We start from the raw sequence: 14,365 nt of genomic DNA, 5'->3' as shown, positions 1-14,365 counted from the left end.
CATACTCCATCGCCCAGTACTCGATCCGCGGTTCGGCGTTGAGCGGATCGAAGAGCGCGGTGAGCCAGCGATGGCATACGCCGTTGCGCGGTGCCGAGACGAAGACCTCGCGGAGGAGATCCTGCGGGTCACCAGATGCGTGATGCCAGATGGTGGTCACGATGCATGACGATATCGGCCCGGTCGACGGTGATGAGCTCGGAATTCAGCGTCGAGGGCAGCTGGGGAGGACCTTCCCGCCAGTCGAAGATCAGCGAGGCGTCGATCCGACCGACCGTGACCATGTCGATGAGCTCATCGGGCTCCTCTTCGATGTTGGTGATCGTCAGCTCCGGCGCGGTCTCCTTGAGCAGCGGCAGGGATGGCACCAGCACTCCGCGGATGCCTGTCGAGAACCCGCCCACCGTGATCCGACCTCGAGGTTCGCCCGACCTTGCCCGGGCGTCGGTCTCGAGGCTTTCGAGGTCCTGGAGCAGCTCGGCGCCGCGCCGGCTGAGCTCACGGCCCATCGGAGTCAATGCGATCCCCCGTCCGGTGCGCTCGGTGACCGGTGAGCCGAGGTAGCGCGAGAGCTTCTGCAGCTGGTGGCTGATGGCCGCCGAGGTGTAGCCGAGTGCGTCGGCAGTCGCCGTGACGGATCCGGCCGAGTCGAGAGCAACGAGCGTGCGCAGGGCGAGAGTGTCAATCATCAAATAATTTTAACGAAACCACGCATTTATATTCAATGGAATTTTGATGCAATGGCTGGGATCCTGGAAGTATGCGTCCCGTCCATTACATGCTCGCCCTGCTCGTCGTCGTTCTCTGGGGCGTCAACTTCATCTTCATCGACTTCGGGCTGCGGGACTGGCCACCGCTGCTCCTCGTCGCCGCCCGCTTCACGCTCGTCGTGATCCCGGCGATCTTCTTCGTCAAGTACCCCAGAGGGAACTTCCGACGTATCCTCCTCATCGGCGTCTTCATGTCCGCCGGTCAGTTCGGCCTCCTCTACACAGCCATGTTCCTCGGGCTGCCTGCGGGCCTGACTTCGATCGTCATCCAGATTCAGGCCGCCTTCACGGTGCTCGTCGCGGCCCTTGTGCTCAAGGAGTTCCCGAGTCGACGCCAGATCATCGGCATCCTCATCGGCCTGTCCGGACTGTGCGTCATCGGCCTGAGCCTTCAGGCATCGGTGCCGATCGTCGCCTTCCTCGTCGCGCTCGCCGCGTCCCTGTCCTGGGCGATCGGCAATGTCATCGCCCGGGGAGTCAAGGAGGGCACGAACGGTGTGCAGATGACCGTGTGGTCGGCCATCGTGGTCCCCGTGCCGCTGTTCGCGCTCTCGATACTCGTCGACGGCCCCGCCGAGGTGGCTCACGCCCTTGCGAACCCGACCTGGGGAGTCGTGGCTTCGGTCGTCTACACCGCCGGCTGTGCCTCACTCGTCGGCTACGTCATCTGGAATTCGCTGCTTGCAAGGTTCCCGGCATCGCAGGTGGCGCCGTTCTCACTGTTGGTTCCCCTGGTCGGTGTGCTCTCGGCCTGGCTCGTCCTCGGAGACCGTCCCACCGTTCCCGAGCTCGTCGGCGGAGCCCTCCTGCTTCTGGGCGTCGCTGTCACGACGGGAGTGCTGAAGACCATCGCACGCAGCATCAGCGGAACGAACCGGAGGCACCGGAGAGTCATCGCCAGCGAAAAGCCCGAGGTCGAACATTCGTCGACCTCGGGCTGATTCGGTGCTTCAGGCGTATGTCACTTCTTCGACAGGTACGGTTCCCAGTTGCCGGTGAGCAGGTATTCGACCTTCTGGGACACGGACACCGCGTGGTCGCCGAAGCGCTCGTAGTAGCGCGAGAGCAGGGTGACGTCGGCGATGTGGCGCGGTGCCAGCGACCCGGCGGGCGCCTCGGCGAGCTTGGCGAAGATGCTCAGGTGCAGTTCGTCGAGCTCTTCGTCGATCGCATTGATCGTGGGCACGGCGGTCAGGCCCGGGTTCGACAGCAGGTTCTCCGTCGCCTCGGCGATCTTCTCTCCGGATTCGCCCATGCGGGTGAAGGTTTCGGTGAAGTGATCGGGGATCGCTGACTCCGGGTAGCGGATGCGGACCTGCTGGGCGATGTGGCGAGCCAGGTCGCCCATGCGCTCGAGCGAAGCGGACATCCGCAGCGAACCGATGACCGCGCGCAGGTCGGCGGCGACGGGGGCCTGCAGGGCCAGCATCTCAGCGGCCTGCTGGTCGAGGGCGTACTGCATGTGGTCGATCACGGCGTCGGCTTCGATGACCTTTTCGGCCAGTTCGAGGTCGTTGCTGCGCAGGGACTGGTTCGCCAGGCGCATCGCCTCGTGAACTTTGACAGACATGTCGACCAGCTGCGTGGCCAGCTCGTCCAGCTCATTTCTGAAGACTTCGCGCATTGACAACGGTTCCTTAATCTCGTGGATCTTGTGCAAGGGGAGGTGCCTGAGATCGTCCTGGGTGCGGACGACCCTCCGGTCAGGACAGGCACACTGTGTCAGCTTGACACCATTGGGTGAACGTTGTCTGGCGTGCAGGTGAATTCCTCGGCAAAAGCGGCGTCCTGGGGTCGATTCAGTGCGCCTCTGGAGCAGACTGCGCATAAGCTTGATGACGTGGACCTCTTGATCGTAGCGGTCCTGACCGGCATCGTCGGTCTGGGACTGGGCATAGCGGGAATTCTGGCGTTTCGCTTCAGCGAACGCTCCCGTGATGCTGCCGATCTGCATTCTGAGGACGACCTGCCTGAAGGCATCGCCGAGGTTCTGGCTGTGCTGCCCTCGGCCGCGATCGTTCTCGACGCCGGCGATGACGTCGTCAAAGCATCCCCGGCCGCGTACACATTCGGGCTGGTCAGAGGCCATTCGCTCGCCTCTCCCGAGATGCTGCGCATGGTCGGGAGAGTCCGCTCCAGAGGCCTCATCGAAGAGATCGAACTCGAACAGAAGCGCGAGCAGACGGATTCGATCCTGCGGTTCCTCCACGCTCGTGTGGCGCCCTTGGGCACGGCCTTCGTCCTCGTCCTCTGTGACGACCAGACCGAGTCCAAGCGCGTAGACTCCATTCGGCGAGATTTCGTCGCCAACGTCTCCCACGAACTCAAGACCCCCATCGGCGCGATGTCCCTCCTCGCCGAGGCGGTCACCGACTTCTCCGATGACCCGCAGGCCGTCGAACGCTTCGGCGGTCGCATGCAGCGGGAGTCGAAGCGGCTGACCCAGCTGGTGCAGGAGATCATCGACCTGTCCCGCGTCCAGGACCACACCGCTCCGTCTGCGACGGAGAAGATCTCCGCCGCCGAGGTGGTCGATGATGCCGCTGACCGTGCCCGCACGCGTGCCGAGAGCAAGAACATCCACATCGAGGTCTCGCCACCGGGCACAATGCTCATCGAGGGCAACTACGAACTCCTCGTCAATGCGGTGCGCAACCTCATCGACAACGCCATCAACTACTCACCCGACGGCACTCGCATCGGCGTCGGCGTCGACCTGGTCGACGAGCGCGTCGAGATCTCCGTCGCCGACCAGGGCATCGGTCTCTCCACTCAGGACACCGAGCGCGTCTTCGAACGGTTCTACCGCGTGGACCCGGCGCGTTCGCGTATCACGGGTGGAACCGGGCTGGGGCTGAGCATCGTCAAGCACATCATCGCCACACACGGCGGACAGGTGAAGGTCTGGAGCCGCCTCGGCAAGGGTTCCACCTTCACCATCGTGCTTCCGCTGGCAGGCAACGTCTCCGATGACGAAGCATCCTCCTCGGCGCCGGATGGGGTCCTGCTCGAGCACTCGGCACGAGCCGATGCCGACAAGGCTGAGGTTGAGGCAGACGCTGAGACAGAGACGGAGGGCGCAGCTGCTGATGGCGCGGTTGCCGGTGACGTCACCGAACATGACCCTGACGATGACAAGGGCGTCAGCACAGGGGAGAATGAGAATGAGACAACCCAGGTTCTGAAAACCGGAAGCGAACAAAGGAAGCTCACAACGTGACTCGAATTCTGCTTGTCGAGGACGAGGATTCGTTCTCGGACCCACTGTCGTACCTGCTCGGTAAAGAAGGATATGAGGTGACAGTTGCCGATGACGGTTTGAAGGCTCTCGCAGAGTTCGACCGCAACGGCGCCGATCTCGTTCTGCTCGACCTCATGCTGCCGGGAGTCTCCGGCACCGAGGTATGCCGAGAGCTGCGTGCGAAGTCCAGTGTGCCGATCATCATGCTCACGGCCAAGGACTCGGAGATCGACAAGGTGGTGGGACTCGAGCTCGGCGCAGACGACTACGTGACCAAGCCCTACTCCTCCCGGGAGCTGCTGGCCAGGGTGCGAGCGGTGCTGCGCCGCAACGTCGAATCCGAAGCCTTCGACGACGAGTCGGTACTCGAGGCCGGGGGAGTCCGCATCGATGTCGAACGTCACGTCGTCAGCGTCCGCGGCGAAGAGCTGTCGATGCCGCTGAAGGAGTTCGAGCTGCTCGAGATCCTCATACGCAACTCCGGTCGAGTGATGACACGCGGCCAGCTCATCGATCGGATCTGGGGAGAAGACTACGTCGGCGACACGAAGACCCTCGACGTCCACGTCAAGCGTCTGCGTGCCAAGGTCGAGCAGAACCCCTCGGAGCCGCGCCTGCTCACCACGGTGCGCGGACTCGGTTACAAGTTCGAAGCCTGACCACTCTCTCACGGTACCTGCGCCAGCATGGCCTGGCTCCGGAGCGGGGCCCTCACGGTACCTGCGCCGAGAGACTCACAAATGACGCAGAAGGAGCCGCCCACATCGTGTGGGCGGCTCCTTGAGTTATTCGGCTCTCGTGCGGCTGGACTCAGCCGTTGATGCCAGTGGCTGACTCGCCCTGCTCGCCGGACTGCGATGCGTCTTCGCCGGGCTGAGAGGCATCCTCGCTGGGTGACTCCGATGGTTTTTCGGTCGGTACGTACTCTTCGTAGTACGGCAGGGAATTCGACAGGACCTGAGTCCGGATCGTCTTCTCGTCGCTGCCGACCTTGACGGTGACGTCGGCCAGGTCGCCGGGCTTCGCCTTGAGGCTGTCCACGATGACCGGCTTCGATGACGTCGACGCCGAGCTCTCCGGGTCCTGCACGAAGGTTTCGCCGGCCTTGACCGACTCGGTGGTCGTCTTCCCGCCGACGTCCAGGGACACCTTGGCAGTGGAATCGCCCTTGTTGATGAGTGTGAAGAACAACTGGGCTGGGCCCTTGCCGGACTCGTCCATGATGAGCATCAGACCGCGGACCTCGACGTCTCCGACCGATCCCCAGGCACCGTCACCGGCGTTGTAGTGGTACTCGGCGGTCTGGTGAGGTGACAGCAGGCTTGCACATCCGCTGACGGGAATGACGAGAGCGAGTGCGGCAACTGCGAGTGCCGCGCGGTTGTGCCGTTTCATTGTGCTCCTTGAAGTGGCAATACAAGATCAATCTGTATACTACCCGGTTTTTGACCGGCCGTAGAACCCGGAATGGGGCGAGACAAGTTCATGCGGTGAGAACTCCGACAGGGCCGCGGTGGGAACTCCGAGGGAGCCCAGGCCTGGTGGGAGGGGTTTTGGCCGCGAGAACCTCGGCATCGCCTGAGATCAGCCCGCGTTCGGCAAACCGCGCAGCGGAGCCTAGCACGAAGAATCCGCAGCCTGAATGATTTCTGTGGCGCGCCTCATGGTAAACTGGAAGTCCGCGAAAGGGGTTTGAAGAGAATATGAGTTTCGAGGTCGGCGACACAGTTGTCTATCCACATCACGGTGCAGCGACAATCCAAGATATCAAGAAACGAACCATTAAAGGTGAGGAGAAACTGTATCTCAAGCTCCAGGTCGCCCATGGTGATCTAGTGATCGAGGTTCCTGCGGAGAACTGCGACCTCGTCGGTGTGCGAGATGTCGTCGGTGAAGAGGGTGTTGAGAAGGTATTCAACGTCCTCCGCGCGGAATTCGTCGAAGAGCCCACGAACTGGTCTCGTCGCTACAAGGCGAATCTTGAGAAGCTGCAGTCCGGCGACGTGATCAAGGTTGCCGAAGTCGTTCGTGACCTCTGGCGTCGCGAGCAGGACCGCGGCTTGTCGACCGGTGAGAAGCGCATGTTGTCCAAGGCCCGTCAGATCCTCGTTTCCGAACTCGCATTGGCTGAGAAGAAAGAGGAATCCGAGGCCGAGGCCATTCTGGACGAAGTGCTCGCGTCCTGAATATCTGCGTCATCGTCCCGGCCGCAGGGTCGGGAACGCGCTTGGGCAGTGCAGACCCGAAGGCCCTCGTCCGGCTGAACGGGAAGAGCCTTCTGGCTCGCAGTCTTGAGACGATCATCTCCTCGGGAGTTGCTTCCACAATTGTGGTTGCCGCTCCCGAGGAGTTTTTAATGCGTGTCCGCAATGAAATCGATTCCATTTCACAATCGGGTGCGAAAGATTCGGAGTCCAGTATTTCGGGAATGCGAATCACATCTGTAGCAGGCGGAGAAGACCGAATCGAATCCGTGCAAATAGCCTTGAAATATGCAGGTGACGCAGACATCGTGCTGGTCCACGATGCCGCCCGGGCGCTGACACCCTCCGAGGTCTTCCGGAGTGTGGCCGATGCTGTCCGCGCCGGCGCCGAGGCGGTCGTCCCGGTCCTGCCCATGACCGACACCGTGCGCCGCGTGGAGAGTCGCCCCGCAGTGAGCTCGGACCACCGTCCCACCATGAACGATCACCGTCCCGCCACGAACGACGGGCCCCGGGCACCTCAGTCGCAGCCTGACGCAGACGGTTGGCAAGTTGTGGTCGAATCCGGTGCTGAGAACGACCAGAAGTTACCAACCGTTGAGGTCCTCCACGGCGATCTTGACCGTTCGCGACTGCGCCGCGTCCAAACTCCTCAGGGTTTCACTGCCAGCACCCTGCGTCGAGCACACGAGAAATACGAAGACGATCTGGCCGCCTCGGGACCGGGAGGCCCTGCAGCCACGGATGATGCGGGTCTCGTCGAGCGCCTCGGTGTCGATGTCGTCGCCGTTGACGGTGACGAGGAAGCACTGAAGATCACCTACCCGCTCGACCTCGTACTCGGTGAGCACATCGCGACGCAGCGGGATGCGGAAGCGACTCGGTATGCGGCGCAGCGGGAGTCGGCGTCTATCGATGCGGAAGCGACTCGGTATGCGGGGGAAAGGCAGAACGCAGCGAGCGAAGGAGAGCAGCGACGATGACCATGGTGATTCCGCGTACCGGCATCGGAGTCGACGTACACGCCTATTCCGGCGATCCCGAGCGTGAACTCTGGGTCGCGGGTCTGAACTGGCCCGGTGAACGTGGGCTCGAAGGTCATTCCGATTCCGACGTTGCCGCCCATGCCTGCTGTGATGCGCTGTTCTCTGCCGCGGGAATCGGCGATCTGGGTCAGCATTTCGGTGTCGACCGGCCCGAGTTCGCCGGTGCCTCCGGTGTCGCTCTCCTCGCCGAGGCCGCACGACAGGTCCGTGCGGCAGGTTTCGAGATCGGCAATGTCTCCGTCCAGGTCATCGGCAACCGCCCGAAGATCGGCTCGAGGCGGCTCGATGCTCAGCAGGCACTGTCGTCGGCTGCTGGGGCCGACGTATCGGTGTCCGGGACGACGACCGATGCGCTCGGTCTGACGGGGCGCGGCGAAGGAGTCGCAGCCATCGCGAATGCTCTTGTCTATCCCGTTGCGCGCGACGACGCGTCGGTGGCAGCGCCGAGACAGCAGTGAGCAGCGTCGAGACGGCAGTGAGCAGCGAATGAAGGTCGTGTTCCAAGGGGCCGGGGCGATCGGCCTCGCAGCCGCGGCGCTGTTCGGCCGACGACACGAAGCGATCGTCGTCTCACGGTCGGACAGTTCGAACTCAGATGCAGTGCAGGCGCGAAGCGCCGCATATCCGAGACGGGTGCGCTCCTTCGGGAACCGGCCGGTGGACCGGGAACCCGTGCTCAGGCAGAGCCCAGTGCGTCGGGAACTGGTGCCGGGCACAGGCCCAGTGCGTCGAGAACCTGTGCCTGGCCCGAGCGGTCTCCGGTGCGACCTCCCTGCACGCCGGGTGACCGTGGTCGATTGGGCTGCGGTGAGTTCGGAATCGTGGGACCTCGTGGTGCTGACGACACGGCCGGGTGACCTCGACGACGGTGTTGCCGCGTCGATTGTCGCTCTTCGCCCGGGCATCATCGCGATCACCAGCCAGGTCGACGGGGACCGGTCCATTGCTGCGTCGATGTTCCCTGATTCCGAGATCCTCGTCTTCTCACCCGCGCTCCTGTCAGAGCGAACAACGGGACGCACGGTCAGGTATTGGCATCCGCCCGGGATGCCTGTGTTCATGGCAAGCGGCCGCAGGGAGACTGTGCGAGGACTGCGGCGCAGGCTCGGTGGCCTCATCGTCGGTGTACCGGCCTTTGTGATCTCCGTTCCGCCGGCCGTGTTCATTCCCTACGTCGCTGAACTGAGTGCTCGCGAGGGCAACTGGGCCAGCCTGAGATCGCATCTGCGACGCCCCTCGCGGGCAGCCGCGGAGGCGGTGCATGCCGTGACCGGTGTCCGGATGCCGATGTCGGAACGAGGGGCCGGACTCGTCCTCGACGCCTTGGAACGATTCGTGCCCATCGATGTCAGCGAGTATGCGGGCCGACACTTCGGCCGCCACGAGGGCCAGACACTCGACATGCTCGACGGATGGCTCAGCCGAGCAGCCGAGCGAACCTCCGCGAGGGCAAAGCCGCCTGCGCCCACAATGCGCCGATCACCGACTCCCACCTCAGTGTCGGGACAGTCGCCGATCCCGGCGCAGTCATCGGCACTTCGCGAACAGGTTCAGGCCCTGCGCTTACGCGTGACCAGGTAGCCGATTCCGTAAAGTGCTGCGGTGAAGACCAGGGTGCCGAGTATCTGGATGCGCACGGACTCCACGGTCAGACCGAGGATGATGATCACGGCGATGCCAGCCAGAGTCGCATAGGACAGCCAGGGGAAGAGCCACATCTTCAGCGGCAGTTCTTCGCCGGCGGCCTCGGTACGGCGGCGGATGATGATCTGGGAGACCAGTGTCGCGACCCAGGTGACGATGAGCGTGGACCCGACGATGTTGAGCAGCACACCGAGCACCTCGGCGGCCCAGAAATAGTTCAGGGCCACTGCCACGAATCCGAACGCCGAGGTGGCCAGCACCGCGACCATCGGGACGCCGCGTTTGGTCGTGCGGCTCAGTCCTTCCGGGAGCATCCTCCGCTCGGACATGGAGAACGCCATTCGGGAAGCACCATAGATGTTCGCGTTCATCGACGACAGCAGCGCGATGACGATGACCGCGGCCAGGAGTGAGGCGATGACGGGGAGACCAGCGGTGTCGAGGACCGCGACGAAGGGTGACTCGGCCAGCCGTTCGTCTCTCCAGTCGAGGACGAGGACGATGATCGCCACGGAGCCGATGTAGAGGAACAGGATTCGCCACACAATGGTCTTGATCGCCTGCGTCACGCTGCGACTCGGGTTCGCGGTCTCGGCAGCGGCGACCGCCACGATCTCGATCCCGCCGAAGGCGAACGCCACGACGAGGAGACCGGCCGCAACACCGGGGAGACCTGTGGGCATGAACCCATCGGCGAAGATGGTCTCTGGTGGTTGTGCCGGGGTCCAGCCGAACAGGAATGCGGCGCCGAGGACGAGGAACAGGGTCACGAAGGCGACCTTGATGAGGGAGAACCAGAACTCGAACTCTCCGAAGCTGCCCGAGGTGGTGAGGTTGATCGCGGTGAAGACGACCATGATGGCCAGAGCGATGACCCATTGCGGGATCGACGGCACATAGCTGGCCGCGATCTGTGCGGCGGCAGTGGCCTCGGCTGCGACGACGAGGCAGAGTTGGACCCACCACAGGGCGCCGACGGCGAATGCAGCGGCAGGGCCCATCGCCCGACCGGCGTAGTGGGAGAAGGCGCCGGGATTCGGGTCGGCAGCCACGAGCTCTCCCAGGGCTCGCATGACGAAGATGACGATGAGCCCGGCAACCGCATAGGAGATGAGGACGGCTGGTCCGGCAGCCTGGACACCGGCACCCGAGCCGACGAAGAGGCCGGCTCCGATCGCCGATCCGAGGCTCATCATGACCAGATGGCGGGGCTTCATTCCGATCTTCAGGCCGGCTCCGGCCTTCGACGCATCAGGCGTCGGAGACGACGATGACGAGTCAGCAGGAACAGGGGGCTGTGAGGAACGAGATTCAGGCACCAGATGAGTGTATCTCGTGGCTGCAATCAGGAGACAGTGCAGTCGAAAGGAAGAGGTGCCGTGGTCGCGTCTGCGACCACGGCACCTCTGTCCGGGGTTCCCTGTTTCTGCAGTCTGGGCCGGTGCGGTGCTCGGCGATCGGATCGATCGCCTGCTCGCGCACCACCTCGGCGAATCAGAGAACGAGGATTTTCACGCTCCGCGTTTGATCCAGTCCTCCAGCGACGGAGCTTCGGCACCGATGGATGTCGGATCGCCGTGTCCGGTCAGGACGATCGTGGCGTCGGGCAGCTTGAACAGGACGTCTCTGATCGATTCGATGATCGTGTCGAAGCTTGAGTGCGAACGACCGGTCGCGCCGGGGCCTCCGTTGAAGAGCGTGTCTCCGGAGAAGAGGACAGGCCCGACAGCACTGCCGGCACCCGCAGATGCCGGGATCGGCAGGCCGGTCTCGACGAAGAAGCAGGTGGAGCCGGGGGAGTGGCCGGGAGTGTGCAGGGCCTTGATCCTCACGCCGCCGACGTTCCAGGTATCTCCGTCGGAGATGTCGTTGTCCGGGCGGTAGCTGTCATAGGTCATGTCCCAGAGGACGTGATCCTCGGGGTTCAGATGAACGGGCGGGTTGCCCACACGGTGCGCGAAATCGCGGACGACTCCCACATGGTCATCGTGACCGTGAGTCAGCAGAATCGCTTTGACCTCACGCGCTCCGACCTTCTCCGCGATGGCGTTGACGTCGTGCGCAGGATCGATGACGATGACTTCGGAGTCGTCGCCGATGATCCATACGTTGTTGTCGACGTCCCAGGTTCCGCCGTCGAGCGAGAACGTTCCGGACGTGACCAGATGTTCGATTGCCGTCATCAGAGCTCCACCACCGATCGCAGTACCTTGCCTTGACTCATCTTCTCGAATGCCTCCTCGACGTCGCCGAGCCCGATGCGCTCGGACACGAACTTCTCCAATGGCACGCGTCCCTGCTGATACAGGTCGACGAGCATCGGGAAGTCCCGTTCGGGCAGGCAGTCACCGTACCAGGAGGACTTCAGGCGACCGCCGCGGCCGAATACGTCGAGCAGCGGAACGCTCAGCTCCATCTCGGGGGTCGGCACGCCCACGAGCACCACGGTGCCCGCAAGGTCACGGCCGTAGAAGGCCTGTCGCCAGGTCTCCGGACGGCCGACCGCGTCGATGACGACGTCGGCGCCGAAGCCTCCGGTGAGTTCCTGGATGGCCTCGACGACCTCGTCCTCGCTCTTGCCGCGGGTATTGACCGTGTGGGTGGCTCCGAGATCCTTCGCCCAGTCGAGCTTCGTGTCATCGAGGTCGAGGGCGATGATCGTGCCGGCACCGGCCAGCGCAGAACCGGCGATGGCCGAGCAGCCGACGCCGCCGCAGCCGATGACGGCCACGGTCTTGCCGCGGGTGACCTCGCCGGTGTTGATGGCGGCACCGATTCCGGCCATGACACCGCAGCCCAGCAGACCCACGACAGCGGGATCAGCCTCGGGGACCTTGGTGCACTGTCCGGCCGCGACCAGGGTCTTCTCTGCGAAGGACCCGATGCCCAGTGCGGCTTCGAGCTCGGTGCCGTCGGGCAGGGTCATCTTCTGCGAAGCGTTATGGGTGTCGAAGCAGTACCAGGGTTCACCGCGCTTGCAGGCCCGGCACTCACCGCAGATCGCGCGCCAGTTGAGGATGACGAAGTCGCCCACCTCGACGTCGGTGACGCCTTCGCCGATCTCCGAGACCGTGCCGGCCGATTCGTGGCCGAGCAGGAACGGGTAGTCGTCGCTGATCCCGCCCTCGCGGTAGTGGAAGTCCGTGTGGCAGACGCCGCACGACTTCACATCGACGATGACCTCGCCTGGACCCGGATCGGGAATGACGATGTCGGTGAGTTCGACCGGCGCCCCCTTGCTGCGGGAGATGACACCTTTGACGGTCTGTGGCATTGCGTCTCCTAGTGATCTGGGCGTTGTGCTCTGTGCATTGGCAAAGGCCATATGCGCCCACCGAAAAGTTCGTACAGCCCCCACCCTAACCAGGCAGGGCGCTCGCGACCAGTGCGCCCGCCGAATGAGAACTCAGGTCCGAAGTCGGGCCATGCGAGGGGTCTGTAGTCGGTCGGTGCGAGGGGCGAGACGAGCGGCGAAACGACGAAGGCGGCTCGATGCCTGCTGCCAGGTGTCGAACCGCCTTCGCCGGAACAGATCTCGGGTGTGAGGTCACCATCTGTCGGTGGTGATCACTCCCCGTCCGGGTGCTTGCGCAGGTGCATGATTGCGGCGATGAGGCCGCCCCAGACGGTGACCATGGCGATGACCATCATGACGATTGCTGAGGTACCCATCAGTGTGCTCCTCCGTGAGTGGTGTTTGTGCGATTCTCTTCGGCCACAGAATCGGCGACGGCCGCTTCGGCCGCGTCGAGTGTCTTCTGGGGCCATTTGATCAGGGTCAGGACGATCGAGGCGATGATGAGCAGTCCGATCATGCCCCAGCCGAAGGTGCCTGTGAGGACGACTGGATAGTCTTCGTAGCCCTCGGTCGAGTAGGTGATGATCTGGGTGATGAGCATGTAGATGAGCACGATGGTCGTGAGACCGCCGAGGATGATCATCCAGAGCCAGCCCACCTTGAAGCTCGAGATCGCGTTGAGGTGATCACGCAGGACAGGAAGCCTGCGGGCGATCCAGCCGATGGAGATGAGCGCGACGACGGCACCGCCGACGATGCCGATGTTGTTGGCCCAGGCATCGATCGTGTCGAGGACGTAGAGGCCGGTGACGGTGGGCATGAGCAGGATCGAGATGACCGCCATGATTCCGCCGACGAGCAAGGTCGAGGCCTTGTCGCCGAGGCCGAACTTCTCACGTACGGCCTGGATCGGGACCTGCACGATCGAGATGATCGAAGTCAGTCCGGCGAACACGAGGCAGGCGAAGAAGGCGAAGCCGAACAGCGCGCCTCCCGGCATCTCCGAAATCAGTGTCGGGAACGCCATGAACGCAAGTCCGATGCCGCTGTCGGCGACCTCGGAGACCTGCGTGCCCTGCGCCGCGGCCATGAAGCCGAGAGCTGCGAAGACGCCGATGCCCGCGAGGATCTCGAATGCGGAGTTCGAGAAGCCGACGACGAGACCGGCACCGGTCAGGTTCGTCTTCCGCTTCAGGTAAGAGGCGTAGGTGATCATGATGCCGAAGGCGATCGACAGTGAGAAGAAGATCTGACCATAGGCCGCGATCCATACTGCCGGATCTGTCAGTGCCGCGAAGTCCGGGGTGAACAATGCGTTGATGCCGTCGAAGGCTCCAGGCAGGAACAGCGCCCGGACGACGAGCGCGAGGAACAGGACGACCAGCAGCGGGATGAAGATCTTCGAGAATCGCGCGATGCCGTTCTGCACGCCGGCCAGGAGGATTCCCAGCGTGGCGATCCACACGAGGATGATCGGAATCAGGATGCCGGGGACGAACTCGAACGAGATGCCCGGGTCGCTGGCGTGGAGGAACGTCTCGGTGAAGAAGCCGGTCGCGTCATCGCCCCATGCCTGGTTGAGCGAAAAGAACATGTAGCAGCCGGCCCAGCCGATGATGGCTGCGTAGTAGATGCCGATGAAGAAGGCCACACCGGTCTGGAACCAGCCGATGGGCTCGGCGACCTTCGACGCCATCCGGAACGCCAGCGGCGCTGAGCCGCGGGACCGGTGGCCCATTGCGTAGTCGAAGAACAGCAGCGGGATGCCGGCTGTCAGAAGAGCGACGAGGTAGGGGATGATGAAGGCGCCGCCGCCGTTGTCGTACGTGATGTACGGGAAGCGCCAGATATTGCCGAGGCCGACTGCCGATCCGATGGCTGCGAAGATGAACGCGCCGCGGGTGGCGAAGACCTCCCTCTGGGGTGATTTGGTGGAAGACACGGTGTTCCTTTCTGTCCAACCACATTGTTGTGAGGCTGATGCCGGTATGACGGTCTGCTGTGACGAAGTCGCCGGCAAGCGAGCGTACCGCCCACGAGGGTGTCGTCGTGATGAAGCAGGCACGGTCGCGTTGACTTGCTCCCCAGCATACTGGGAGGTCACTGTGAAACGTGCCCCAAGTCACGTGAGCTGTGTAACACTCTCGTATCAAATGTCGGAC

At 63.4% G+C, this 14,365-nt stretch carries 15 protein-coding genes; 7 read left to right on the top strand and 8 right to left on the bottom strand.

Annotated elements, in window-relative coordinates; genetic code table 11:
- Positions 1-128: 128 nt before the first annotated feature.
- The gene (locus HX613_RS19120) at positions 129-689 is read right to left on the bottom strand and encodes a LysR family transcriptional regulator (protein ID WP_235346796.1); all 561 of its coding nucleotides are present in this window, start codon (positions 687-689) and stop codon (positions 129-131) included.
- Between the two features lie 71 nt (positions 690-760).
- On the opposite strand from HX613_RS19120, the gene HX613_RS19115 reads away from it, so the two are divergent.
- A complete protein-coding gene (locus HX613_RS19115; RefSeq protein ID WP_235344668.1) occupies positions 761-1,711 on the top strand; it encodes an EamA family transporter in 951 nt (316 codons plus the stop codon).
- Positions 1,712-1,731: 20 nt separating this feature from the next.
- Here the strand turns inward: HX613_RS19115 and phoU are convergent, their stop codons facing one another.
- The gene (phoU, locus tag HX613_RS19110) at positions 1,732-2,394 is read right to left on the bottom strand and encodes a phosphate signaling complex protein PhoU (RefSeq protein WP_235346795.1); all 663 of its coding nucleotides are present in this window, start codon (positions 2,392-2,394) and stop codon (positions 1,732-1,734) included.
- A gap of 216 nt (positions 2,395-2,610) precedes the next feature.
- Between phoU and HX613_RS19105 the strand changes: the two genes are divergently transcribed.
- Positions 2,611-3,990, top strand: coding sequence for a sensor histidine kinase (locus HX613_RS19105; protein WP_235346794.1), 1,380 nt, complete (start codon positions 2,611-2,613; stop codon positions 3,988-3,990).
- Positions 3,987-4,670, top strand: coding sequence for a response regulator (locus HX613_RS19100; RefSeq protein WP_204233162.1), 684 nt, complete (start codon positions 3,987-3,989; stop codon positions 4,668-4,670). Before HX613_RS19105 ends, HX613_RS19100 begins: the two co-directional genes overlap by 4 nt.
- Before the next feature lie 151 nt (positions 4,671-4,821).
- Here the strand turns inward: HX613_RS19100 and HX613_RS19095 are convergent, their stop codons facing one another.
- Positions 4,822-5,406, bottom strand: a complete 585-nt coding sequence (locus HX613_RS19095; RefSeq protein ID WP_235346793.1) for a hypothetical protein — start codon at positions 5,404-5,406, stop codon at positions 4,822-4,824.
- Positions 5,407-5,714: 308 nt separating this feature from the next.
- Between HX613_RS19095 and HX613_RS19090 the strand changes: the two genes are divergently transcribed.
- The 4 genes from HX613_RS19090 to HX613_RS19075 are packed head-to-tail and all read left to right on the top strand — an operon-like array spanning position 5,715 to position 8,842.
- Positions 5,715-6,197, top strand: coding sequence for a CarD family transcriptional regulator (locus HX613_RS19090; protein WP_009883639.1), 483 nt, complete (start codon positions 5,715-5,717; stop codon positions 6,195-6,197).
- On the top strand, positions 6,155-7,198 hold the full coding sequence (locus HX613_RS19085) for an IspD/TarI family cytidylyltransferase (protein ID WP_328284996.1): 1,044 nt from the start codon (positions 6,155-6,157) through the stop codon (positions 7,196-7,198). The genes HX613_RS19090 and HX613_RS19085 overlap by 43 nt, the downstream gene beginning before the upstream one ends.
- A complete protein-coding gene (gene ispF, locus HX613_RS19080) occupies positions 7,195-7,719 on the top strand; it encodes a 2-C-methyl-D-erythritol 2,4-cyclodiphosphate synthase (RefSeq protein WP_235346791.1) in 525 nt (174 codons plus the stop codon). Before HX613_RS19085 ends, ispF begins: the two co-directional genes overlap by 4 nt.
- Positions 7,720-7,747: 28 nt before the next feature.
- Complete coding sequence (locus tag HX613_RS19075; RefSeq protein WP_235346790.1) at positions 7,748-8,842, top strand: hypothetical protein; 1,095 nt, start codon at positions 7,748-7,750, stop codon at positions 8,840-8,842.
- Here HX613_RS19075 and HX613_RS19070 read toward each other — a convergent pair.
- The 5 genes from HX613_RS19070 to HX613_RS19050 form a co-directional block, all read right to left on the bottom strand.
- Positions 8,812-10,224 (bottom strand): amino acid permease, encoded by a 1,413-nt coding sequence (locus HX613_RS19070; protein ID WP_235346789.1) that lies wholly within the window; start codon positions 10,222-10,224, stop codon positions 8,812-8,814. The two genes, HX613_RS19075 and HX613_RS19070, sit on opposite strands and share 31 nt — an antisense overlap.
- A gap of 192 nt (positions 10,225-10,416) precedes the next feature.
- Positions 10,417-11,088 carry an MBL fold metallo-hydrolase gene (locus HX613_RS19065; RefSeq protein ID WP_235346788.1) on the bottom strand — a complete coding sequence of 224 codons (672 nt, stop codon included), beginning with the start codon at positions 11,086-11,088 and terminating at the stop codon, positions 10,417-10,419.
- A complete protein-coding gene (locus HX613_RS19060) occupies positions 11,088-12,179 on the bottom strand; it encodes an S-(hydroxymethyl)mycothiol dehydrogenase (protein WP_096159742.1) in 1,092 nt (363 codons plus the stop codon). Before HX613_RS19060 ends, HX613_RS19065 begins: the two co-directional genes overlap by 1 nt.
- A gap of 293 nt (positions 12,180-12,472) precedes the next feature.
- The gene (locus tag HX613_RS19055; RefSeq protein WP_143920606.1) at positions 12,473-12,577 is read right to left on the bottom strand and encodes a methionine/alanine import family NSS transporter small subunit; all 105 of its coding nucleotides are present in this window, start codon (positions 12,575-12,577) and stop codon (positions 12,473-12,475) included.
- Positions 12,577-14,145, bottom strand: a complete 1,569-nt coding sequence (locus tag HX613_RS19050; RefSeq protein WP_235346787.1) for a sodium-dependent transporter — start codon at positions 14,143-14,145, stop codon at positions 12,577-12,579. Before HX613_RS19050 ends, HX613_RS19055 begins: the two co-directional genes overlap by 1 nt.
- Positions 14,146-14,365 lie beyond the last annotated feature (220 nt).

Origin of the sequence: Brevibacterium sp. UCMA 11754 (assembly GCF_021532275.1) — a bacterium.
Classification (GTDB): domain Bacteria; phylum Actinomycetota; class Actinomycetes; order Actinomycetales; family Brevibacteriaceae; genus Brevibacterium.
This window is presented reverse-complemented; position numbering and strand designations above follow the sequence as displayed.

What these genes read in the sequence shown, in the direction of transcription:
- HX613_RS19055 (WP_143920606.1), bottom strand. Translation starts at nt 12,577, where the DNA reads ATGGGTACCTCAGCAATCGTCATGATGGTCATCGCCATGGTCACCGTC.
- HX613_RS19115 (WP_235344668.1), top strand. Translation starts at nt 761, where the DNA reads ATGCGTCCCGTCCATTACATGCTCGCCCTGCTCGTCGTCGTTCTCTGG.
- ispF (WP_235346791.1), top strand. Translation starts at nt 7,195, where the DNA reads ATGACCATGGTGATTCCGCGTACCGGCATCGGAGTCGACGTACACGCC.
- HX613_RS19075 (WP_235346790.1), top strand. Translation starts at nt 7,748, where the DNA reads ATGAAGGTCGTGTTCCAAGGGGCCGGGGCGATCGGCCTCGCAGCCGCG.
- HX613_RS19095 (WP_235346793.1), bottom strand. Translation starts at nt 5,406, where the DNA reads ATGAAACGGCACAACCGCGCGGCACTCGCAGTTGCCGCACTCGCTCTC.
- HX613_RS19065 (WP_235346788.1), bottom strand. Translation starts at nt 11,088, where the DNA reads ATGACGGCAATCGAACATCTGGTCACGTCCGGAACGTTCTCGCTCGAC.
- HX613_RS19060 (WP_096159742.1), bottom strand. Translation starts at nt 12,179, where the DNA reads ATGCCACAGACCGTCAAAGGTGTCATCTCCCGCAGCAAGGGGGCGCCG.
- phoU (WP_235346795.1), bottom strand. Translation starts at nt 2,394, where the DNA reads ATGCGCGAAGTCTTCAGAAATGAGCTGGACGAGCTGGCCACGCAGCTG.
- HX613_RS19090 (WP_009883639.1), top strand. Translation starts at nt 5,715, where the DNA reads ATGAGTTTCGAGGTCGGCGACACAGTTGTCTATCCACATCACGGTGCA.
- HX613_RS19120 (WP_235346796.1), bottom strand. Translation starts at nt 689, where the DNA reads ATGATTGACACTCTCGCCCTGCGCACGCTCGTTGCTCTCGACTCGGCC.